Source organism: Idiomarina sp., assembly GCF_019431395.1.
In the GTDB taxonomy this organism is placed as follows: Bacteria; Pseudomonadota; Gammaproteobacteria; order Enterobacterales; family Alteromonadaceae; genus Idiomarina.
In genome coordinates, this window is record NZ_CP080268.1 from 922,903 (window position 1) to 945,788 (window position 22,886).

At 49.2% G+C, this 22,886-nt stretch carries 18 protein-coding genes; 11 read left to right on the forward strand and 7 right to left on the reverse strand.

Features of this window, described 5'->3' with window-relative positions; translation table 11 throughout:
* Positions 1-13: 13 nt before the first annotated feature.
* Positions 14-1,876 (reverse strand): signal peptide peptidase SppA, encoded by a 1,863-nt coding sequence (gene sppA / locus KZ771_RS04575; protein WP_290654511.1) that lies wholly within the window; start codon positions 1,874-1,876, stop codon positions 14-16.
* A 113-nt stretch (positions 1,877-1,989) separates the two neighbouring features.
* On the opposite strand from sppA, the gene KZ771_RS04580 reads away from it, so the two are divergent.
* Positions 1,990-2,559 (forward strand): nitroreductase family protein, encoded by a 570-nt coding sequence (locus tag KZ771_RS04580; protein WP_290654512.1) that lies wholly within the window; start codon positions 1,990-1,992, stop codon positions 2,557-2,559.
* Positions 2,560-2,609: 50 nt separating this feature from the next.
* On the opposite strand, the gene asnS is transcribed toward KZ771_RS04580, so the two are convergent.
* Complete coding sequence (gene asnS, locus KZ771_RS04585; RefSeq protein ID WP_290654513.1) at positions 2,610-4,010, reverse strand: asparagine--tRNA ligase; 1,401 nt, start codon at positions 4,008-4,010, stop codon at positions 2,610-2,612.
* A gap of 114 nt (positions 4,011-4,124) precedes the next feature.
* Here asnS and KZ771_RS04590 point away from each other — a divergent pair, with 114 nt between their 5' ends.
* A complete protein-coding gene (locus tag KZ771_RS04590; RefSeq protein ID WP_290654514.1) occupies positions 4,125-4,484 on the forward strand; it encodes a hypothetical protein in 360 nt (119 codons plus the stop codon).
* Positions 4,485-4,493: 9 nt separating this feature from the next.
* On the opposite strand, the gene bioA is transcribed toward KZ771_RS04590, so the two are convergent.
* Positions 4,494-5,798, reverse strand: a complete 1,305-nt coding sequence (bioA, locus tag KZ771_RS04595) for an adenosylmethionine--8-amino-7-oxononanoate transaminase (RefSeq protein WP_290654515.1) — start codon at positions 5,796-5,798, stop codon at positions 4,494-4,496.
* A 149-nt stretch (positions 5,799-5,947) separates the two neighbouring features.
* Between bioA and bioB the strand changes: the two genes are divergently transcribed.
* From bioB to KZ771_RS04630, 7 genes are all read left to right on the forward strand, one after another.
* On the forward strand, positions 5,948-6,985 hold the full coding sequence (gene bioB / locus KZ771_RS04600; RefSeq protein ID WP_133538444.1) for a biotin synthase BioB: 1,038 nt from the start codon (positions 5,948-5,950) through the stop codon (positions 6,983-6,985).
* Positions 6,945-8,069, forward strand: a complete 1,125-nt coding sequence (locus KZ771_RS04605; protein ID WP_290654516.1) for an 8-amino-7-oxononanoate synthase — start codon at positions 6,945-6,947, stop codon at positions 8,067-8,069. The genes bioB and KZ771_RS04605 overlap by 41 nt, the downstream gene beginning before the upstream one ends.
* Positions 8,066-8,860: a methyltransferase domain-containing protein gene (locus KZ771_RS04610; RefSeq protein ID WP_290654517.1), complete on the forward strand. Its 795-nt coding sequence runs from the start codon at positions 8,066-8,068 to the stop codon at positions 8,858-8,860. Before KZ771_RS04605 ends, KZ771_RS04610 begins: the two co-directional genes overlap by 4 nt.
* Positions 8,861-8,881: 21 nt before the next feature.
* Positions 8,882-9,559, forward strand: a complete 678-nt coding sequence (gene bioD, locus KZ771_RS04615) for a dethiobiotin synthase (RefSeq protein WP_290654518.1) — start codon at positions 8,882-8,884, stop codon at positions 9,557-9,559.
* A 65-nt stretch (positions 9,560-9,624) separates the two neighbouring features.
* Entirely contained in the window at positions 9,625-10,518 is an 894-nt protein-coding gene (gene htpX, locus KZ771_RS04620; RefSeq protein WP_290654519.1) for a protease HtpX, read from the forward strand.
* Positions 10,519-10,603: 85 nt separating this feature from the next.
* Positions 10,604-11,962: a class II 3-deoxy-7-phosphoheptulonate synthase gene (locus KZ771_RS04625; RefSeq protein WP_290570064.1), complete on the forward strand. Its 1,359-nt coding sequence runs from the start codon at positions 10,604-10,606 to the stop codon at positions 11,960-11,962.
* A 38-nt stretch (positions 11,963-12,000) separates the two neighbouring features.
* Entirely contained in the window at positions 12,001-12,798 is a 798-nt protein-coding gene (locus KZ771_RS04630; protein WP_133538432.1) for a DUF1338 domain-containing protein, read from the forward strand.
* A 21-nt stretch (positions 12,799-12,819) separates the two neighbouring features.
* On the opposite strand, the gene KZ771_RS04635 is transcribed toward KZ771_RS04630, so the two are convergent.
* Positions 12,820-13,629, reverse strand: coding sequence for a pyruvate, water dikinase regulatory protein (locus tag KZ771_RS04635; protein ID WP_290654809.1), 810 nt, complete (start codon positions 13,627-13,629; stop codon positions 12,820-12,822).
* A 111-nt stretch (positions 13,630-13,740) separates the two neighbouring features.
* On the opposite strand from KZ771_RS04635, the gene ppsA reads away from it, so the two are divergent.
* Both ppsA and KZ771_RS04645 read left to right on the forward strand, forming a co-directional pair.
* Positions 13,741-16,107: a phosphoenolpyruvate synthase gene (gene ppsA / locus KZ771_RS04640; protein ID WP_290654520.1), complete on the forward strand. Its 2,367-nt coding sequence runs from the start codon at positions 13,741-13,743 to the stop codon at positions 16,105-16,107.
* Positions 16,108-16,148: 41 nt separating this feature from the next.
* A complete protein-coding gene (locus tag KZ771_RS04645; RefSeq protein ID WP_133538428.1) occupies positions 16,149-19,178 on the forward strand; it encodes an FAD-binding and (Fe-S)-binding domain-containing protein in 3,030 nt (1,009 codons plus the stop codon).
* Between the two features lie 4 nt (positions 19,179-19,182).
* Here the strand turns inward: KZ771_RS04645 and KZ771_RS04650 are convergent, their stop codons facing one another.
* The 3 genes from KZ771_RS04650 to purB all read right to left on the reverse strand — a co-directional run bounded on the left by KZ771_RS04650 (position 19,183) and on the right by purB (position 22,879).
* A complete protein-coding gene (locus KZ771_RS04650) occupies positions 19,183-20,217 on the reverse strand; it encodes a Glu/Leu/Phe/Val dehydrogenase (RefSeq protein WP_133538427.1) in 1,035 nt (344 codons plus the stop codon).
* 137 nt (positions 20,218-20,354) lie between these two features.
* Positions 20,355-21,512, reverse strand: a complete 1,158-nt coding sequence (locus KZ771_RS04655; protein WP_290654521.1) for a cupin domain-containing protein — start codon at positions 21,510-21,512, stop codon at positions 20,355-20,357.
* Positions 21,509-22,879, reverse strand: coding sequence for an adenylosuccinate lyase (gene purB / locus KZ771_RS04660; protein ID WP_290654810.1), 1,371 nt, complete (start codon positions 22,877-22,879; stop codon positions 21,509-21,511). The genes KZ771_RS04655 and purB overlap by 4 nt, the downstream gene beginning before the upstream one ends.
* Positions 22,880-22,886: the final 7 nt, after the last annotated feature.

Below are 22,886 nucleotides of genomic sequence, written 5' to 3' on the forward strand. Positions count from 1 at the left end.
GATGGCCGTTATTTTATCGCGGTTGAACGCAGAGTGCACAGTAGGAATAGATATTTTTAGGATCGTTAAAGTTCTGCAATGCTTTACTTTGCTGCAATACCGTATTAACCGTACCCATTAGCCAGTGCTGTGGCTCTGGTGAAGAACTGCTTAACAGCGCACCAACGGTAGCATCGCCCATGAGTTCAGCAAAGAACTGCTGTTGCGGACTCAGCGATTGTTTTACCGTATTCACTTCGTAACTTTCTAAACCGGCAGCTTCTGCGGCGGCTGTCACGGCATCGTCGAAATTGCCCAAAAAGTCGACTAAGCCACGCTGCTGTGCCTGAGTTCCGGTCCAGATACGACCTTGTGCGACAGCATCGACTTGATCCTTGGTCATGTCACGCGCATTGGCAACAACCTCAAGGAAATAATCATAGAATTGCTCGGTGGAGCGCTGAAGTAAATCTTTTTGCGCGTCAGTAATGCCTTCCAGCGCATTAATTGACGGCAGCTCCGTGGTACTAAACGAATCACTATAGATACCGAGTGCTTCTGCGCTATCCTCAGCTGTCACCATTAGACCAAATACGCCGATAGATCCGGTAATGGTGCTGGGCGCTGCCCAAATTTGATCCGCGTCCGCGGCTATCCAGTAACCACCAGAAGCAGCAACACTGCTCATAGAGGCGATGACCGGAAGGCCTTGGGCTTTAGCCTGTAACACTTCCTGGCGGATAATTTCTGAAGCAAAGCCGCTACCACCGGGGCTATCGATACGCAACACGATAGCTTTGGTGTTCTCGTCTTCGCGCGCTTTGCGAATGAGTTCAGCGGTACTGTCACCACCAATCATTCCCGCTTGGCGGCTACCATTGACGATTTGCCCACGTGCCACGACAACCGCTACCTGCGGTTTATCCTTACCCGGCATTGAAGCAGACTGTTCACCATTACTTTCGCGAACATAGTTAGCAAAAGCGACATGGCGATAGGTGTCTTTGTCTTCGTCAAGCCCTGCTAAATTGATCAGCTCGTTACGCACCTCGGCGCGAGTTTTTAATGCATCAACGAAATTGGCATCCAACGCCATTCTAGCCATATTGGCATCGGCAGCTTCAAATGCAGCCATGTAAGGGTCGAGTTTACCGTCAATAACGGCATTATCGATATTGCGCTGGTTGACCACCGCTTGTTTAAATTGCTGCCACAATTCATCGTATAAAAATGCATTCGCTTCGCGTGCTTCGTCAGACATACTATTACGAATAAATGGCTCAACGGCAGATTTATAAGAGCCAACTTTAAATACATGTGGCTTTAGTTTGAGCTTAGTCAGCATGTCATTAAAGTAGATGCCACCATATTCAAAGCCGTCAAACGCGACTGAACCCAGTGGATTCAGGTAAACCGTATCCGCGTGTGATGCCAGGAAATATTGATATTGCGCATAGTAATCGGCAGCAGCGATGACTGGTTTATTAGTGGTTTTAAACTCTTCCAGCGCTGTAGCAACCCGTTGTAATTTATTGATACCGCTGGGGAACAGACCCGAAACATCAAGAAAAACGGCACCAATACGCTCGTCAGTCTTGGCTTTTTCAAGCGCATCAACGACATCACTCAGGAGCACTTCAGGAACAGGATCTTCTGCGCCAAAAGCTTTATTGAAAAACTGATCAACAGGGTCGATATAGGTTTTTTCTTCAACCAGAATACCCTGCGGGTTAAGTACCAAAATGCCGTTATCCGGTACCTCTACAGGATCTTCCTCTTGCATAAGTACGGCGATAAAACCGATTAACAACGCAAAAAAGACAATATTAAGTAAAATAACCCGAATAGCGTTGATAAAACGCCACAAATACCTGAACATTGAGCCTAGAAACCGCATAACATCTCGCTTTTTACTATTTATTATGTTTTAGCTTATACAATCCATCTTATCAGTACCATCGTAATAATGTAACGAAGCGTGACAAATGTATAAGAATTTTAAGGACTGACATGGACGCATTAGAATTACTGACAACGCGCTCTTCGATGCCGCGTTTAATTGAGCCTGCGCCAACGCCGCAACAGCTGCAAATGATCCGAAAAGCAGCCATTCGGGTGCCTGATCACATGAACTTGTCGCCGTTTCGGTTCATCGAGTTCCTTGGCCGCGACCGCCAGCTATTGGCTGATATTTATCAACAGGCAGCAAGACTTAATAACTTTTCCAGTGAACGGGTCGAGCAGGCCGGACAAATTCCGTTTCGCGCGCCAATGATTATCGCCACTTGTCTACGTTATGTCGATAACGAAAAAGTACCCCGTCATGAACAATATGCGACTGTTGCCTGTGCCACCATGGCAATGCAGCAGGCATGTTTCGCGATGGGACTGGGTGCAATTTGGCGCACCGGCTGGTTGGCTGAAGATGACTATGTGCGGGAACAACTCGGCTGTGGTGTCGATGACGAGGTGGTTGGCTTTTTATATGTTGGCACGCCAGCTGTGCCAACGCCGGTCAAGCCAGAGCAGCAAGCCGAACCGTTTTTTATTAATGGCGCTGATATCTTACGCAGCGAATAGGTACAAAAAAAGCCGGCGTAGTTGCCGGCTTATAGCGAAAACCCGTGCTATTAGAACTGTGCAGATTTAGGTGCTCGCGGGAACGGAATGACATCACGAATATTTTGCATTCCCGTTACATATGCTACCAGGCGTTCAAAGCCTAGACCAAAGCCGGCATGAGGGACTGTACCATAGCGGCGTAAGTCACGGTAAAAGCCGTATTCCTCTTCTGGCAGCTCCATTTCGGCAATGCGCTTATCAAGTACGTCCAGGCGCTCTTCACGTGCACTACCGCCAATAATTTCGCCAATACCCGGAGCTAATACGTCCATTGCGGCGACAGTTTTACCGTCTTCATTTTGGCGCATGTAGAACGCTTTAATATCACGCGGGTAGTTCTTCAGAATAATGGGTGCGCCAACGTGTTCCTCGGCAAGGTAACGTTCATGCTCTGACTGCAAGTCAACTCCCCATTCAACCGGGTACTCAAACTTCTTACCACAGCTTCTAAGGATCTCAATAGCGTCGGTGTAATCCATATGCACGAAGTCAGCATCAACCATCTGTTCCATGCGTTTAACCACGTCAGCGTTAATGCGTTGTTCAAAAAATGCCATGTCGTCAGGACGCTCTGCCAATACCGCTTTAAACACGTACTTCAGCATGTCTTCGGCCAAATGAGCGATATCATTGAGGTCGGCAAATGCAAGCTCGGGTTCAACCATCCAGAATTCAGACAGGTGACGGCTGGTATTTGAGTTTTCGGCGCGGAAAGTCGGGCCAAAGGTATACACCTTGCTTAACGAGCAAGCATAAGATTCAACGTTCAGCTGCCCTGATACGGTCAAAAACGCTTCTTTGCCGAAAAAGTCCTGACTAAAATCAACCTCGCCTTGCTCTGTTTTCGGCACGTTAAGCATGTCTAAGGTTGATACGCGGAACATTTCACCCGCGCCTTCGCAATCAGAGGTAGTGATGATAGGTGTGCTGACCCAAAGATAACCATTTTCATGGAAAAACCGATGAATAGCCTGCGACAGGGTGTTGCGAACCCGCATCACCGCACCGGTTACATTTGTGCGCGGGCGCAGATGCGCGTATTCACGCAGATATTCCATGCTGTGACGCTTCGGAGCCATTGGGTAAGTATCTGGATCATCAACCCAGCCATACACTTTTACACCAGTGGCCTGCAGTTCGTAGGACTGGCCTTTACCCTGTGATTCGACCACAACGCCGGTGATAGCAACCGAACAACCGGTTGTTAACTTCAGTACTTCATCAGTGTAATTGGGCAGTTCAGCAGGGACCACCGCCTGAATGGCGTCAAAACATGAACCATCGTGCAGGTTAATAAACGAAATACCTGCTTTTGAGTCGCGGCGGGTGCGCACCCAACCACGAACGGTTACGGTATCATCCACCGCAACTTTGCCTGCTAAAACGTCAACTACAGAAGCGTACGACATGAGCTACTATTCTCCGAAATACGAATTTTATGATACAAATTTGGCGATAAAGGTTGCTATGTTACCGCGCTTTGGCGCAGACTCAAGAACAACCTGATCTTAAAAGGGGCTGATATGCGCGTTGGTAGCTTACAGGAACTCAAACAGCTGTCGTTCTGGAGCCGGGTTTTAGGCTGGCTCTCAATTATCGGCTGGGCTGTTTTTATTGCCGCGCTAATTGTATATCATTACGCACGCCCCGAACATGACACCATTCTAACAGAAATTTTTGGTATTTCAGTACGCCAGCATTGGCATATCACACTGGGCGACTTATTTGTTTTGCTATTACTACTTGGCCTGTTAATCAGCCTAGTCACCTTTACCATTAATATCGTGTTATTTAGCCAACACCGGCAGCACCTCTGGCTGAACACGATGATCCTGATATGCACCTTCCTTGGTGGTCTGGCCTTGTACTTCTTTGGCTTTTAAAACTGCACTTTAACTATGCACATACGCGCTAATCGCTGTTGTTAACTGCGCTAGTTGCTCGGGCTCAATAATATACGGTGGCATAATGTACAGCAGCTTGCCGAACGGACGAATCCAAACACCGTGCGCGATAAATAACTGTTGTGCCTCGGCGACATTAATCGGTTGCTGCATCTCCACCACGCCAATGGCACCCAACACACGTACATCAGCGACCTGTTGATGCTGCGCCAGCGGCAATAACTGCGTTTTTAACTGTGCCTCAATAGCGGCAACCTGAGCCGGCCAGTGATTTTCAGCGACCAGCCGCAATGACTCCGTGGCAACAGCACAGGCGAGTGGGTTGCCCATAAAGGTGGGGCCGTGCATAAGTGCTCCGCCGGCGTTCTCACTGCTGACGCCCTCAGCCACTTCGGTTGTTGTCACCGCCGCCGCCAATGTCATATAGCCACCGGTTAATGCCTTGCCCAAGCACATAATATCAGGGCATACATCGGCGTGCTCCGAGGCAAATAATTTACCGGAACGACCAAACCCCGTAGCAATTTCATCACAAATTAACAACACCCCATAGGCATCGCACAGGCGGCGTAATTCGCGCAAGTAATTAGGGTGGTACATACGCATGCCCCCAGCACCTTGCACAACCGGCTCTATAATAACAGCAGCAAGCTGCGTGTGATGTTGATCAAATGCGTCACGCAAGCTATCGACCGCGTCATCGCGCCAGTCATCCCAGTAACGTAACGCCGGGCGCTCGACAAAACGCTGGTTGCACAATGCATGCTTGAACAAATGGTGCATACCGTTTACGGGGTCACACACCGACATCGCCGCAAACGTATCGCCGTGGTAACCACCGCGAACCGTCAGTAGCTGATTTTTTTGCGGCAGCTCGCGGCCAACCCAATATTGCAACGCCATTTTAATCGCGACTTCTACACTTACTGACCCCGAATCTGCAATAAAAACACGGTTTAACGGCGGCGGCGTTAATTCGATCAGCTGCTGGGCCAGCGTTACCGCCGGTTCGTGAGTCAAGCCCCCGAACATCACGTGAGCGACTTTATCTATTTGCTGATGGGCGGCAGCGTTCAGGCGTGGATGATTGTAGCCATGAATAGCTGCCCACCAGGAGGACATCCCATCGATGAGATATTCTCCGCTGGATAATTCTATTGACACCCCGGCAGCTGATTTTACGTGATAGCAGGGCAGCGGGTGTGTCATTGACGTATATGGATGCCATATGTGCTGCTGATCAAAGTCCAGTTGTTGTTGCCATAAAGGTTGTGCGCTGTCAGTGGATGTCATAGATTAATATTTAACCATTAGTAAAGTTTAAACCCTTCAAATTAATTGACAGTTTACCTGTCTGAATTAGGCTAGTCGATATTTGTGGCGCATCCATAGCGCATTAGTGGCAACAACAACACGCTAGTAATTAACACCCAGGGCAAAATATGACGTCAATAAGAACGGATTGGAGTATCGACGAGGTTGTCTCGTTACTTAAAAAACCACTGAATGACTTACTGTTCGAAGCGCAGCAGGTGCATCGGCAACATTTTAATCCCAACCATGTACAAGTTAGCACTTTGCTGTCGATAAAAACCGGAGCTTGTCCGGAAGACTGTAAATATTGTCCACAAAGTGCACACTATCATACCGGTCTGGATCGCGAACGACTGATGGAAGTACAAAAAGTGCTCGCCGAAGCCGAAGCAGCAAAACAAAAAGGCGCGAGTCGTTTTTGTATGGGCGCTGCCTGGCGTAATCCTAAAGATCGCGACATGCCTTACTTAATCGAAATGATTCAAGGGGTAAAAGCATTGGGCTTAGAAACCTGTATGACACTGGGCATGCTGAGTGACGCACAGGCTAAGTTGTTACAACAATCGGGTCTCGATTATTACAATCATAACCTGGACACATCGCCGGAATTTTATGGTGACATTATCACCACGCGGACGTACCAGGATCGGCTGCAGACACTAAAAAATGTTCGGGATGCCGGTATGAAAGTGTGCGCTGGCGGCATCGTTGGCATGGGCGAATCGGTTAATGACCGCGCATCCTTGCTGGTACAGCTAGCTAACCTGCCTAAGCACCCTGAAAGTGTACCTATTAATATGCTGGTAAAAGTAAAAGGGACACCCTTTGAACAACTAGAAGATTTAGACCCAATAGAATTTGTGCGCACTATTGCTGTCGCTCGAATTTTAATGCCGCAATCGCATGTCCGTTTGTCGGCAGGTCGCGAGGATATGAGTGACGAAATGCAGGCAATGTGCTTTTTTGCTGGTGCAAACTCAATATTTTATGGCGAAAAGCTGCTGACCACGGCTAATCCGCAGGCGGATAAGGACTTACGTTTATTTCAGCGCCTGGGCATTGAACCTGAACCCCATCAAGGCTACGACGACGAAGTTCATAGTGCCGTTATCGAAGACGCCATACATGAACAGCAGCAACCGGCACGGTTTTATGACGCGTCTTGACGAGCGGCGTGAATCGTCACGTTTCCGTCGTCGTCAAACGCGTACAGCGACTGCCATAGAACAACAATTTGCCAGTAATGACTACCTCTCGTTAAGTCAGCATCCGCAGGTGCTAAAAGCAGCTAAGGATGCGCTGGATCGCTGGGGGTTCGGTAGTGGCGGTTCGCCATTGTTAAGCGGTTACAGCAACGCACACCGTGAGCTGGAAGAAGCGCTGGCCGAGTGGCTGGATGTCGAGGCTGTGGTGCTGTTTAACAGCGGCTTTGCTGCTAACCATGGCACCATCAGCACACTCATTCAGACCGGGACTATTTACTTTGACCGCCTCAGTCATGCCTCGCTTATCGATGGCATACGGTCTACCAAACGACGCTTTAAGCGCTTTGAGCATAATCGTATTGCTGACTTGTCTGCTGAATTGACCCCGACAGCAGAAGACTGGGTTGTTTCTGAAGGTACCTTTAGTATGGATGGCGACCGTATTCCGGAGCAGGAGCTAAGCGAACTTCAGCAGCGCAGCAAGGTTTCTGTTTTGCTTGATGATGCCCACGGCTTGGGCGTTTGGGGCGAGCAGGGGCTGGCAAGTTATGGGGCATTACGCGACAATATCCGTTTGCTGACCGGCACCTTCGGCAAAGCATTTGGCGCCAGTGGAGCGTTTGTTGCCGGCTCAGGCGACGATATTGAAGAGTTAATTCAGTTTTGTCGCGAATACATTTATTCCACTGCGTTTGCGCCCGCGCAAGCAGCTGCTATCCAGGCAGCTTTAACCGTTATCCGTAGCGACGAAGGAGCCGAACTACGAGCTCGGTTAGCGCACAACATTGATAACTTTAAAGGTCAGCTACAACAGCGGCAGTTAAACCTGATTGCATCAGACTCACCCATTCAATCCTGGGTTGTCGGCGATGATCAGCAGGTGATGTTGCTTAAACAACAATTACAGCAGGCTGGTTTTGCTGTTAGTGCAGTGCGCCCGCCGACTGTGCCTGAGGGCAGTGCCCGGATACGCTTTAGCCTGCAAGCGCAACATCAACCTCAGCACATTGCCGCGCTGTGCCAACAACTGGATAAGTTGTCATGATGGAGGCTAATAATCTAAGCGCGCAGCGGCGCCACCAAATTGCCCGTCATTTTTCTCGTGCAGCGCATGCCTACACCAGCCACGACGAGATCCAACAGATTCTTGGGCAGCGTTTGATGCAGTATTTATCAGAACCTGGCGGACGCATCGCTGATATTGGTTGTGGTCCGGCGTCTCTGTATCAGCCGTTAAGAGCATTAGGCGATCATTATGTCGGCATTGATGTGGCGACAGAAATGGTCGCGGTTGCACGTCGCAAGTTACAGAGAACGGATACTGTGTTATTAGCCGATGCAGAATCGCTACCATTGCAAACAGCCTGCGTTGACGTCTGTTTTGCCAATATGAGCCTGCAATGGTGCGCAAACCTGATCCAGGCAATAACCGAGATGAAGCGCGTGTTGACACCACATGGACAAGCCGCATTTAACCTGCCTCTTGAAGGAAGCTTTAACGAGTTGCGACAAAGTTGGCGACAACTGGACGATCTGCCACATACCCAACCGTTTAAATCACTCAACACGGTATTAAGCCAGATCGAACAGGCAGGCATTACCGGTTATCACTACGCAGTTATCGAGCATACTCAGTGGTTTGCCGATTTAAAGTCGCTGATGCGCAGCATTAAGGGCGTCGGCGCTAACTTCGTTGGCCGCGATAATAATCCGGGCTTAATGACGCCGCGGCGATTCGCACGGCTTTCTGAGAACTACGAGCAATACCGAACAGAAAACGGATTACCATTAAACTGGCAAGTTGGGCAGTTCTATTTTCTAAGTAAAATTAACTAAAAATTAATGTGAATTAACCTTATGAAATCTTTTTTTGTCACCGGAACGGATACTGACGCGGGCAAAACTGTCGCGGCAAAAGCATTGTTGAACTATTTTGCCGGGCAACGACTCAGTACCCTGGCAATGAAACCCGTTGCGTCAGGATGCTTTAAGCAGCGGGGTCGTTGGGTTAATGACGATGCGTTAGCTTTGCGCGAAGTCATGACAATGGATTGCGATTACTCGTTAACCAATCCTTACTCGTTTGAACCGGCTATCGCACCACATATCGCAGCAACCGAACAAAATATCGAAATAACCGAGCAGGTGTTAATCGGGGCTTTTAATGATGTGCGTGCGTTAAAACCCGATGTCGTAGTTATCGAAGGTGCCGGTGGCTGGGAATTACCGCTCTCGGATACCCTGAGCATGCCTACCTTTGTTAAACAAACCAATGCTGAGGTTGTGCTGGTGGTTGGCCTAAAACTGGGCTGTTTAAACCATGCGGTGTTAACGGAACGGGCTATTCGCGCCGATGATATGCGGGTAGCCGGCTGGGTAGCCGTCGATACGCAGTCTGCTGAAATGCCGTATCGAGAGCAGAATATTGCGACCTTAACTCGCCGCTTAACCTCACCGTGCCTGGGTATTCTGCCATACACGCCTGACTGGCGAGGTCGTGATCTGTCTACCTATATCAATGACTTTTGTCGGTAAATCACTTGTAAACTGAGCGCCAAGAGGGCATATAAGGGTCAGTTAGTTAACTTGATGAGGGTTGTATGCAACGCATCGCATTATTTTTAGCCACTAACCTCGCTATTTTACTGGTGGTTAGTTTTGTCTATAACATTATTAGCCGCGCCACCGGCGTTAGCTTGCAAAATGCCGGTGGATTATTAATTTTTTGTGCCTTGTTTGGTTTTGGTGGCGCCCTGGTGTCGTTATGGATATCTCGTTGGATGGCATTGCGCGCAACGGGCGCCCGTGTCATTGAACAGCCGCGCAACAGCACCGAACAATGGCTATTGCAGACGGTAAAGCAACAGGCGCAACGAGCAGGGCTGCCTATGCCCCAAGTCGCTATTTATGCGTCACCTGAACCTAATGCATTTGCTACCGGACGGAGTAAAAAGCAGTCGCTGGTTGCGGTTTCGACCGGATTGATGGACGCCATGAGTCAGGAAGAAGTCGAGGCTGTATTGGCTCACGAGGTTAGCCATATTGCTAATGGTGACATGATTACGATGACGCTGATCCAGGGCGTGGTAAACACCTTTGTGATGTTCTTTGCCCGAATTATAGCGTCGATCATTAACAATGCGCTGCGCGGCAATAATCAACAGGGCGGGGGCCTGGGTCTATTTGCTTATTACGGCGTAGTGATGGTGTTAGAGGTAATATTCGGCATCTTTGCCAGCATTATTGTTATGTGGTTCTCGCGGCAGCGCGAATTTCGCGCCGATGCAGGCTCTGCGTCGTTAGTTGGACCAGAAAAAATGATTGCAGCGCTGGAGCGACTAAAACGTGCTCAGGAGTCGAAATTAGAGGGTTCGATGCTAGCCTTCGGCATTAACGGCAAGCGTAGTGGTTTCAGTAAACTGTTTATGTCACACCCGCCATTGGATGAACGTATCCATGCGTTGCGTCAGTCAGCGCCGTTAATTAATTGCTAAGAAAAACCGGGGATGGCGTTGCTTTTAGCGACTATCCCCGTTAGATTTGAGTGTTCCTAATCATTCAACATCTGGGTATGCAGTTATGAGCCAGTGGCATGCACGTAGTTGGCGCGATAAGCCCATCCAACAACAACCGAATTACACCGATCCTGAACAACTTAAACTGGTTGAACAGGAACTCGGTCAGTATCCGCCGTTAGTTTTTGCCGAAGAAATACGGGCCTTACGTTCGCAACTTACCGACGTTTGCCATGGTAATGGCTTTTTACTTCAGGGCGGTGATTGTGCCGAATCGTTCAGTGACTTCAATGCGCCGAAGATCCGCGACACCTTCAAAGTTATTTTGCAAATGGCGATTGTCATGACCTTTGCCGGCAACTGCCCGGTAACCAAGGTCGCGCGTATGGCGGGGCAATATGCTAAGCCACGCTCAAGCGACATAGAAACCATCAATGATGTCAGTCTGCCAAGTTACCGTGGCGATATTATTAACGGTATTGATTTTACCGACGCCGCGCGGCAACCGGATCCGCAAAGGATGTTAAAGGCTTACCACCATTCGGCGGCAACGCTTAATTTGCTGCGGGCATTTGCGCAAGGTGGTTTAGCTAACCTGCACAAAGTGCATAAATGGAACCTTGGCTTTTTGGCAGCTAATCCGCTAAAAGACCGCTACCAACAGATTGCCGAACAAATCCAGTCGGCTCTACAGTTTATGGAAGTGCTGGGTATTAATGCAGACAATAATGCGACCCTGCACGAGACGCAGCTGTTCACCTCACACGAAGCGTTGCTACTGCCTTATGAACAAGCACTGACGCGTACTGATACGTTAACGGGGTTACCTTACGATTGTTCAGCTCACATGATCTGGATTGGCGAGCGCACCCGTCAACTTGACCATGCGCATGTAGAGTTTATGCGGGGCATTCACAACCCCATCGGCGTTAAAGTTGGGCCAACGATGCCGGAAGACGAGCTAATTCAGTTACTGGATGTGCTTAACCCGGATAATGAAGCGGGTCGTATCACCTTAATCTCGAGAATGGGCGCTGATAACCTGGCTGATAACCTGCCTAAACTGGCACGTCGGGTTAAAGCGGAAGGGCGGCACGTGGTCTGGTCCAGCGATCCGATGCACGGCAATACCACTAAGGCTGACAACGGCTTAAAGACCCGTAATTTCGACGCCATCCATAAAGAGCTCCGTCAATTCTTTGCCGTACACCAGGCAGAAGGCACCTATGCCGGTGGTATTCACTTAGAAATGACCGGAGAGGACGTTACTGAATGTACCGGTGGCGCATACCAGATAAGCGAAGCTGACCTGTCTAGCCGCTACCGTACACAATGTGACCCAAGACTTAATGCCGATCAAGTGTTAGAATTGGCGTTTTTGGTGGCTGAGTCATTACGTTCAGCGCGTAACGGACACGGCTAACATTTTCTCATTACTTAGCAGTAAAGGATTTTATTGTCATGTCTCAGCAAGTTGAGCAGTTATTTGAGCGTTTATGGCAAGATTACATTTCGCGTACGCCATCAGCACCTAAAGTTCACGACGTCTTAGGTAAAGGTCACGACATTGTTAATGACCACGTGGCGTTTCGTACTTTTGATATCGCCCCGGTGCGCTTAGAAGCACTGGCCGAGCACTTTTTAGCGCTAGGTTACAAAGAAGGCGGTGATTATCATTTTGAAGCGAAGAAATTACGCGCTAAACACTTCGAGCACGATGATCCGACGCTACCGAAGGTGTTTATCAGCGAATTAATGACGGAAGAGTTTAGTGATTCGCTGCAACAGAAAGTTAAGGCGATGGTTGCACAAGTCGACGCAGCTGCGGTTAAAGCTGATAACTTCCTGTATTCCGGCACACACTGGCAGGTTAGCCATGCTGACTACCTTGAGTTGCTGGAAGAAAGCGAGTATGCAGCGTGGATGGCGGCGTTCGGTTTTTGTGCCAACCACTTTACCGTGAGTGTTAATTATTTACCGGGCTTTGATTCGTTAGAGCAGGTCAATGAAACACTTAAACAGTCTGGTTTCACCTTGAATACATCGGGTGGCGAAATCAAAGGTTCGCCCGAAGTTTATCTGGAACAATCGTCAACGATGGCCAATCGTGTGCCGGTTGAATTTGCCGACCAAACTGTAGAGATTCCATCCTGCTTCTATGAGTTTGCAAAGCGTTATGAACTAGAAGACGGTAAACTTTACACGGGCTTTGTTGCCGCCTCTGCCGACAAGATATTTGAAAGCACTAACGCATCCTAACACTTAACTGCACGACGTCGGTTAGAACCGGCGTCGCTGCAGGTTTGTTTTAGCCAAGATTTTGGCTGCAATTTCCTCAACTGAAAAGTGCGTCGAATTAATAAACGGAATGGCTTCGCGCCGATAAAGCTTTTCAACTTCCTGCAATTCAAACCGGCATTGTTGCATCGATGCATAGTGACTACCCTGGCGCCGCCCGCTACGGATTTCATGCAAACGTTGCGCGTTAAGCGTCAACCCAAACAGCTTGTGCCGTTGTAACTTTAATTCTCGTGGTACATCCAGACGTTCAAAGTCATCATCGTCGGTAATCGGGTAGTTGGCTGCCTTTATACCGTACTGCAGCGCCAGATAGAGGCTGGTAGGCGTTTTCCCCGTTCGTGACACGCCAATTAAAATAATATCAGCTTCATCTAATTGGTTTAGTTTTTTACCGTCATCATTGTCTAGTGCGTAATTAATTGCATCGACGCGGAAGTTATAATTTTTATGTGCGCCATGCGTACGGTGCGTTTTTGGCTGAGCCTTAACCTGCAGCTGTTGTTCTACTGAACCTTTAAACTGTTCTAAAAAGTCATAACCAATACCGCCGCAATTAACAATTTTGGATTTAAGCTTTTCGTTAACAAAAGTATGAAATATTAGCGGCGGCTCGCCATCGTCGTTAAGCGCCTGTTTGATTTGACGGCAAACATTTTCGGCTTTTTCCTGAGTATCGATAAAAGGTAGTGTTTTGTGGTTTAATTCGACCGGAAACATCGATAACAATGCATGACCGAAGGCTTCAGCAGTCAGGGCGGTGCCGTCGGATATATAAAAGGCGGTGCGCATATTTACAGTTCTTATTTTAATAATATCTCCACAGATATTAACTTGTTGACCGCCAAAGTGTAAAATACTGAGCACTTTCACCTCCATCGACACAACTTTGAGGATAGTGACGTGCAAGAATACGTATTGTGGTATCAGCAATTAGGAATGCAGGACGTCAATCGAGTAGGGGGTAAAAACGCCTCCTTAGGCGAAATGATAAGCAACCTGGCCGGCGCCGGCGTCGAAGTGCCCGGCGGATTTGCCACCACCGCAGATGCTTACAACCAGTTCCTGGAGCAAAGCGGTCTGAACGATAAGATTCACGACTTACTTGATAGCCTTGATGTTGACGATGTGAGTGAGCTGGCTAAGGCGGGCCAGAAAATTCGCCAATGGATAATCGACACCCCGTTTCAGCCTGAATTTGAACAAGCCATCAAAGCGGCGTTTTCAGAACTCAGCGAAGACAATGACGAGTTCAGTTTTGCAGTGCGTAGCTCTGCCACAGCCGAAGATATGCCGGACGCATCTTTCGCCGGGCAACAAGAGACCTTCCTGAACGTACGTGGTTTAGATGCTGTAATGGAGGCAATAAAGCACGTATTTGCCTCGCTATTTAACGACCGTGCTATTTCTTACCGGGTTCACCAGGGGTATGACCATCGTGGTGTTGCCCTGTCAGCCGGTGTACAACGGATGGTGCGCAGTGATATCGCGTCTTCAGGTGTGATGTTTACCATCGATACCGAATCTGGCTTCGAAGATGTGGTGTTTGTGACCTCGTCTTATGGCTTAGGCGAGATGGTCGTGCAGGGCGCAGTCAATCCCGACGAATTCTATGTACACAAGCCTACGTTGGCGGCAGGTCGTCCTGCAGTATTACGCCGTAATATCGGTAGTAAACAGATACAGATGGTGTTCTCTGAAGACCGTGCACACGGTAAACAGACATTGATCGAAGACATTGAACCGGCGAAATCAATGACCTTTTCGGTAGCCGACGACGAAGTTGAAGAGCTCGCTCGCCAGGCCGTTATTATCGAAAAGCATTACGGTCGCCCGATGGATATCGAATGGGCCAAAGACGGTATTGATGGCAAATTGTACATAGTGCAGGCGCGCCCGGAAACTGTTCGCTCTAATCAAAAAGGTCAGGCCATTGAGCGCTTTGCATTAAAAGACAAAAGCGACGTTATCTGCGAAGGCCGGGCGATTGGCCAGCGTATCGGTGCAGGAGTTGCTAAAGTGCTTAATGACATTAGCGAAATGGATAAAGTCCAGCCCGGCGATGTGCTGGTCACCGATATGACCGACCCCGACTGGGAACCTATCATGAAGCGGGCTGCCGCTATTGTCACCAATCGTGGTGGACGTACCTGTCACGCGGCTATCATTGCGCGTGAACTGGGTATCCCAGCCGTGGTTGGCTGTGGCAATGCTGACGAGCTTATTAGTAACGGTCGTAAAGTGACTGTCTCGTGTGCAGAAGGCGATACCGGTTATATTTATGATGGCGAATTGGACTATGACGTCACCTCAACCGCGGTAGACAAGATGCCGCCTTTGCCGATGAAGATCATGATGAATGTGGGTAATCCTGACCGAGCCTTCGATTTCGCCAGCTTACCACATGCAGGTATTGGCCTGGCGCGGCTGGAGTTCATCATTAACCGGATGATTGGCGTGCATCCCAAAGCCTTGCTTAATTTTGACGAGCAAAGTGAGGAATTACAGGCTACCATTCGCGGCATGATTGCCGGCTATTCAAGCCCACGTGAATATTATATCGCTAAATTAGCCGAAGGTATTGCAACGCTGGGCGCTGCCTTCTCGCCGGAACGCGTGATCGTACGCATGAGTGATTTTAAATCTAACGAGTACGCTAACTTAATCGGCGGCAGCCAGTACGAGCCTGATGAAGAGAACCCCATGTTAGGCTTCCGTGGTGCTTCGCGTTATATCTCGGAAGAGTTTCGTGATTGCTTTGCGCTGGAGTGTGAGGCGATCAAGCGGGTACGTAACGATATGAGGCTGACCAACGTCGAAATTATGATCCCATTCGTACGTACTTTAGAAGAAGGCCGCAAAGTTATAGAGCTGCTGGAAGAACAGGGGCTAAAACAGGGCGAACAAGGCCTGCGCGTGATTATGATGTGTGAGCTCCCGTCGAACGCTGTTTTGGCTGACGAATTCCTTGATATTTTTGACGGCTTTTCTATTGGCTCTAATGATTTAACCCAATTGACCCTGGGTCTGGACCGCGATTCGGGTGTTATCGCACACTTGTTTGATGAGCGTAACGAAGCGGTTAAACGGTTGTTAGCGATGGCTATTACAACGGCCAAAAAGCGTGGCAAATATGTCGGAATTTGTGGGCAGGGGCCCTCCGACCATCCGGACTTTGCCGCATGGTTAGTCGAGCACGGTATCGACTCAGTATCGCTGAACCCGGATACCGTTGTGGAAACCTGGATGTATCTTGCCGATAACCTGTAATAACGCCTTTTTATACAATAAGTAAGGAGCGGTAAACCAACATGACACAACTCCCTAAACTGGTCGCCGAAAGCGGCCTACCGCAAGTGACGCGCGATTTTTTACGTGAGCTTAGCGACAGCAGTTACAGCGGAGATGTGGATGTGAGTTACTCGGGGCGGCTGATTGCCGCCACCGATAACAGCGTTTACCAACAAATCCCGCAAGGGGTTCTATACCCACGCAGTGCAGCTGACCTAGAGGTTATTTTAAAACTTGCCGGTCAGTCCCAGTATAATGAGATTCAGTTCTCTCCGCGTGGCGGTGGCACCGGCACCAACGGCCAGTCTTTGACACCGGGCTTAGTCGTCGATATGAGTCGGCACATGAACCAGGTGTTAGAAATCGATCCAGAGCAGGGCTGGGTCAGAGTTCAGGCCGGCGTAATAAAAGATCAGCTGAATGATGCCTTGCGTCCGCTGGGGTATTTCTTCTCGCCGGATCTGTCGACCAGTAACCGCGCAACCCTTGGCGGTATGATCAATACTGATGCGTCAGGGCAGGGTTCATTGGTTTATGGTAAAACCAGTGACCATATTTTAGCGTTATCTACCATCCTTGTTGGCGGTGAACGGCTGGATAGCGGTCCGGTTTCGCTACAGCAGGCACAGACCTTAAGCGAACAGGACAATGCTCGTGGGAGACTTTACAGACAGGCGTTAGATACCTGTATTGGTTATCGTGATGAGATTGAAGCCAAGTTCCCGCCATTGAATCGCTTTTTAACCGGCTATGATTTAAAGCACTGTTATGATCCCGAGCATAATACCCTTGATCTGTCGCGGCTAATTGCGGGCTCGGAAGGAACCCTAGGCTTCGTTGCCGAAGCTAAACTTAACATCACCCCAATCCCCAAGTACCGTACCCTGATTAACGTCAAGTACAGTGACTTTCAGGCGGCATTGCGGAATGCGCCTTTTTTAGTGCAGGCAAATGCCACATCGGTCGAAACCATCGACAGTAAAGTGCTGAACCTTGCCCGACAAGATATTATCTGGCACAGCGTTGAACCCTTGCTTACCGATGTCGAAGGCCAGACCATGGATGGTATTAACATGGTCGAATTTGCCAGCACCGACGAGCAGGACAACCAGACTAAAATCGATGCGCTGTGCAAGCGACTTGATCAGTTAATTAAGAGCAAAGATAACCAAGGGGTGATCGGGTATCAAATTTGCGATGACCTTGCCAGCATTCAGACGATTTACGCCATGCGTAAAAAGTCGGTTGGGCTGTTAGGCGCAACCAAGGGACGCCGCAAACCCGTTGCCTTTGCCGAAGACACCGCCGTGCCGCCGGAAAAACTAGCCGACTTCATTATGGAGTTCCGAGCTATTCTGGATGAAGCGCAACTGCATTACGGCATGTTTGGCCATGCTGATGCCGGTGTTCTGCACGTCCGTCCGGCATTAGACTTAACCGAGCCGGAAGACGAAACCCTATTGCGCCAAATTAGCGACAAGGTAGCTGCGTTGACCGAAAAGTATGGCGGTTTAATGTGGGGCGAACATGGTAAAGGCTATCGTTCCGAATATGCACCGGCATTTTTTGGTGAACAACTATTTACCGAGTTACGGAAGATAAAAACTGCCGTTGATCCATACAACCAGTTAAACCCCGGGAAAATTTGTACGCCGCTGCAGGGCGATCATAATTTAGTCTCGGTGGATGCGACTAAGCGTGGCTATTACGATCGTCAAATCCCGGTAACCACCCGCGACAGTTATCGCAACGCCATGGACTGTAATGGTAATGGCTTGTGTTTTAATTACGATGCCGCAGCGGTTATGTGTCCAAGCTACAAAGTTACCGGCGACCGACGTTATTCGCCTAAGGGACGTTCGTCGCTGATGCGGGAGTGGCTGCGCCTTAACAGCAACGCGGGTTATGATGCCACGCAAACAGCGACACCACTGCCGTGGTTTAAGCGCTGGCTAAATAGTTTTAGCAGCGGCGACGATTTTAGCGCCGAAGTTAAGCAGTCGATGGATAAGTGCCTGGCCTGTAAAGCCTGTACTAATCAATGCCCGGTTAGCGTTGATGTGCCTACATTTAAAGCAAGGTTTTTAGAGCACTACTACAGTCGCTACAGTCGCCCGCTTAAGGACAACTTAGTTAAAACGGTCGAAACCACAGCAAAGTGGGGGGCTAAGCTACCGCGTTTTAGTAACCTGTTGGTCAATAACCCGATAACAAAGTCTGTGTTAGCTAACGCGGTCGGTTATGTGGATACGCCCAGTTTTTCTGCTCCCAACCTGAGCAGCCGCTGGTCGAAAGCCGGCTATCTGCAGCTGACGACGGAACAAATTCTTGCAGCAGATGCACAGCAACGCTCAAATTATGTGGTTATCGTACAGGATCCTTTTACCAGTTTTTACGAAGCCGAGGTCGTCGAGGCATTCGCCCATGTGGTTAAGCGCCTGGGCTATACTCCGGTATTATTGCCGTTTAAAGGGCACGGCAAAGCGCAACACGTTAAAGGCTATTTGCAGGCCTTTGAACAAACAGCGCGACGGGTTGCGGAGCAATTATTGCCTTTGCATGAGGCGAGTGTTGATTTGGTTGGCGTTGACAGCTCTACGGCACTGGTATTTCGCGACGAATATCAACAAGTACTGGGCAGTGATGCCGCGCAGTTATGCGTCAAAACGGTAGTAGAGTGGTTTGATGGCAAGCCTTTGTCACCGATGGCAGAAATATCTAACCGAACCTATGGCTTATTGCTGCATTGTACTGAGCAAAGCTTTATTCCTGAGTCGGCAAAACATTGGCAACGGCTATTCAGTGCCTTCGGTTTAAAGCTGGATGTTGTCAGTGTTGGTTGCTGTGGTATGGCCGGGACCTTTGGTCATGAGAAGAATAATCAGCAAGACAGTAAAGCACTGTACAAAATGGGTTGGGAACAAGCTGTCGATGCCTATGGCAATATGGGCATTGTTGCGACAGGTTTTTCCTGCCGTTCGCAAATAAAACGGATGGAAAAAAAGCGGGTGAGACACCCGCTTGAAGTTATTCTTGCCTGCTTGAGTTAATCGCTTATTTAGCGTTAGCGATAATCTCACGAGCCATTTGGTCGGCCAGTTCACCGGTCGGCCGGTCTTCTTCCTTGGCGCGGGCAAAGAGCTTGTCCAGGGTGTTATAGATATCACGAACACGCTTGTCGGTCTCTTCGAGCGACATATCAGCGGCTTCTGAACAAACGTGAATAACACCACCGGCGTTTATCACGTAATCTGGTGCATACAAAATGCCCATATCCTTAACCACTTTGTCATGCTTAGGATTGGCCAACTGGTTATTGGCACTACCCGCTATGATCTTGCATTTAAGTTGTTTCAAGGTCTCATCGTTAATGGTAGCGCCCAGTGCACAGGGTGCATAGATGTCAGCGTCAACGCCATAGATTTCGTCTAAACCGACAACCGTTGCATCAAGCTCTGATTTTGCCCGCTCCAGCGTTTCTTCATTGATATCAGTAACGATGAGTTCAGCGCCATCGTCACGGCAATATTTGGCGAAAGCGTAACCCACAGCGCCCAGACCCTGCACAGCAATTTTAACACCGCTAAGATCTTCGCTGCCTAAGCGATGTTTAGCTGCGGCTTTAACACCTAAGTAAGTGCCTAACGCAGTATGTGGAGAAGGGTCGCCGGCTTTGTCTGCGGTTCCTGCAACGTGACGTGTTTCCTGCGCAACGATGTCGATATCTGAGGTGCGAATATTAACGTCTTCGGCAGTAATATATTTACCGCCCAGGCTATTAATGAAGCGACCATAAGCACGGAACAGGGCATCGCTTTTGATGCTCTTAGCATCACCAATGATAACCGCTTTACCACCACCGAGCGGCAGGCCTGCCATTGCACTCTTATAGGTCATACCGCGGGATAAACGCAGTACGTCAGTCAGCGCCTCGGCCGAAGAGCTGTAATTCCACAATCGGGTGCCGCCCAGGCTCGGGCCTAAGGTAGTGTCATGAACGGCGATGATAGCCTTTAGACCGGACTCTTCATCATGGCAAAATACGACTTCTTCGTGATGATCAAATTCAGGATGCTCGAACAGAGACATGAATTTCCTTCCTCATTGGTTCTCGAAATTGCGCGCACATTACCACTATGGTTTGGGGCGCGCTACTGTCTTGCATAATTAAAATCAGGATTTCAAACGGGTGTTTAGCAACTTGGGTTTACAGTTGACGTAAACTGCTAATCACTGTCCAAAAAAACCGCAAACGTACCCATATTCAATAATTCCGCAAACATGTCGGCGCAAGCTGCGTTATCACAAAGCTCGGCTATGCCAGATGCCGATTGCTCCTGTTGTATTGCGGCCAACGCCAGCGCAAAGGCTCTGACTTTAGAGTTCATTTCAAAACGCTCGCCATTGCTGTAAAAGCTGTCGGTAACCTTACAATGCAGCCAACGCGCCCCTGGTGCCCGACTAACCACGGCGTCCTGTTGCCTAAGCAGCTCCGGGACTTGTTCCGCCGTATAGGGCAGTTCTGGTTCAACGAGCGGCCGCTTGCTTTGCGAAAACACCCGCATTAGTAGATCATCCGCGGTGTTCGCACTCATGGCATCAGTCAGTAATTGTTTAGCTTGCTGTAGTTGTGCCTCGTCAACAACAAAATGCTTGTTATCAGCTGACAGCTCAGGATCTTGATAACGGCGGGTAAACACGTCGTGCTGTAAGGCTAGGTCTCCTACCTGCAGCAACAACTCCGCCTGAGAGGGCGCTCTGAATCCAACCGAATAGTTCAAGCTTGGCTCCAGCGCAATACCATCGTGCGGGCAACCTGCGGGAATATACAAAATATCGCCGGGCTCAAGCACTTCGTCGATAACCGCGGTAAAGTCCTGCTCAATCAACGTCAGATCAGCACAGGGCTGAAAGCTGTTGATGGCTTCGCGGTCGCCGACACGCCAACGACGGCGCCCCTGACCCTGAATGATAAACACGTCATACTGATCAAGATGAGGGCCAACTCCTCCGTCTTCGCAGGAAAAACTGACCATCACGTCATCAACGCGCCACTCGGGCAAAAAGTTGAACGCCGTCAGTAATTCACCAACATCCGGTAGCCACTCATTAACTGATTGCACCAGTAACGTCCAATGACTTTCGCCCAACGCTTCATAATCACTAAACGGACCATGAGTGACCTTCCAGCCAAGTGGGGCGTCTGGCTGCTGGCACTGAACGACACGCGCATCGACACCTTCTTCCATCGCCAGACCGGCCAGAATTTCCGGCGCTACCGGGTCAACGAAGTCGTCAAATCCCTGTTTTAAAACGACTGGACGTTGTTGCCAGTAAGACGTTAAAAACGTTTGCCGGTTAAAAACTGTCGGATTCAGTTTCACGATAACTCATCCACAAATGCTTCTGCGCGACCAATATAAGTGGCCGGCGATAACGCTTTCATTTCTTCCTTGGCTGCATTCGGCAGCTCGAGGGCATTGATAAAGTTAGCCAAGTCTTGCGGAGTAATACGTTTACCACGGGTTAATTCTTTTAATTTCTCATAAGGTTTTTCAATACCATAACGACGCATGACGGTTTGTACCGGCTCAGCCAGCAGCTCCCAGTTGGCATCCAGCTCGCGGGCTAATACCGCCTCGTTAACCTCAAGCTTGCTTAAGCCTTTAAGCGTTGCGTGGTAGGCGATAACAGCATGTGCAATACCAACACCCAGGTTACGCAGTACGGTGGAATCGGTCAGGTCGCGTTGCCAGCGCGAAATCGGTAATTTTTGCGCCAAATGTGACATCACTGCGTTGGCAATACCCAGGTTACCCTCAGAATTTTCAAAATCGATAGGGTTAACTTTATGTGGCATTGTCGAAGAGCCAACTTCACCGGCAATCGTCTTCTGTTTAAAGTGGTTAAGCGCAATATAGCCCCACACATCACGGTCAAAGTCGATTAATACCGTGTTAAAACGGGCAACAGCGTCAAATAGCTCTGCCACATAGTCGTGCGGTTCAATCTGTGTGGTGTAAGCATTCCAGTCCAAACCAAGCGAATTAACAAAACGCTCAGACAGGCCATGCCAGTCGACGTTAGGATAAGCTGCAAGGTGGGCATTATAGTTACCTACAGCACCATTTATTTTACCCATTATGCGAACCGCTTTAAGCTGGTCGAGTTGGCGCTGCAGGCGCACGGCGATATTGGCAAATTCTTTACCCATGGTCGTTGGTGTGGCGGGCTGACCGTGCGTGCGCGCCATCATGGCAACAGATTTATATTCTTTCGCTTTAGCTTTTACGGCATCGACAATCTGCTCCATAACCGGCACTAATACCTGCTCGCGGGCGCTTTCCAGCATCAACCCATGAGACAAATTGTTAATGTCTTCGGAGGTACAGGCAAAGTGAATGAATTCAGTAACTTTGGCCAATTCCGCGTGCGTCGCTACTTTTTCTTTTAACAAATACTCGACCGCTTTAACGTCATGATTGGTGGTGCTCTCAATGGCTTTCACACGCTCAGCATCGGCCACGTTAAATTCGTCTACAATCGCATCCAGCACCTTATTGGCATCGGCGCTTAGCGCCGGAACTTCTTTAATGCCAGCCTCGTTAGCTAACATTTGTAACCAGCGAACCTCTACCGTCACACGGTATTTTATCAGCCCGTACTCACTAAAGATCGGACGCAACGCCTCCACTTTATTGGCGTAGCGGCCATCAACAGGGGATAACGCAGTCAGAGTAGAAAAGGGCAGCATGGTG

Bases quoted from the DNA above. Each gene is read 5' to 3' on its own strand.
- sppA (WP_290654511.1), bottom strand. From the start codon at position 1,876: ATGCGGTTTCTAGGCTCAATGTTCAGGTATTTGTGGCGTTTTATCAAC.
- KZ771_RS04580 (WP_290654512.1), top strand. From the start codon at position 1,990: ATGGACGCATTAGAATTACTGACAACGCGCTCTTCGATGCCGCGTTTA.
- asnS (WP_290654513.1), bottom strand. From the start codon at position 4,010: ATGTCGTACGCTTCTGTAGTTGACGTTTTAGCAGGCAAAGTTGCGGTG.
- KZ771_RS04590 (WP_290654514.1), top strand. From the start codon at position 4,125: ATGCGCGTTGGTAGCTTACAGGAACTCAAACAGCTGTCGTTCTGGAGC.
- bioA (WP_290654515.1), bottom strand. From the start codon at position 5,798: ATGACATCCACTGACAGCGCACAACCTTTATGGCAACAACAACTGGAC.
- bioB (WP_133538444.1), top strand. From the start codon at position 5,948: ATGACGTCAATAAGAACGGATTGGAGTATCGACGAGGTTGTCTCGTTA.
- KZ771_RS04605 (WP_290654516.1), top strand. From the start codon at position 6,945: ATGAACAGCAGCAACCGGCACGGTTTTATGACGCGTCTTGACGAGCGG.
- KZ771_RS04610 (WP_290654517.1), top strand. From the start codon at position 8,066: ATGATGGAGGCTAATAATCTAAGCGCGCAGCGGCGCCACCAAATTGCC.
- bioD (WP_290654518.1), top strand. From the start codon at position 8,882: ATGAAATCTTTTTTTGTCACCGGAACGGATACTGACGCGGGCAAAACT.
- htpX (WP_290654519.1), top strand. From the start codon at position 9,625: ATGCAACGCATCGCATTATTTTTAGCCACTAACCTCGCTATTTTACTG.
- KZ771_RS04625 (WP_290570064.1), top strand. From the start codon at position 10,604: ATGAGCCAGTGGCATGCACGTAGTTGGCGCGATAAGCCCATCCAACAA.
- KZ771_RS04630 (WP_133538432.1), top strand. From the start codon at position 12,001: ATGTCTCAGCAAGTTGAGCAGTTATTTGAGCGTTTATGGCAAGATTAC.
- KZ771_RS04635 (WP_290654809.1), bottom strand. From the start codon at position 13,629: ATGCGCACCGCCTTTTATATATCCGACGGCACCGCCCTGACTGCTGAA.
- KZ771_RS04645 (WP_133538428.1), top strand. From the start codon at position 16,149: ATGACACAACTCCCTAAACTGGTCGCCGAAAGCGGCCTACCGCAAGTG.
- KZ771_RS04650 (WP_133538427.1), bottom strand. From the start codon at position 20,217: ATGTCTCTGTTCGAGCATCCTGAATTTGATCATCACGAAGAAGTCGTA.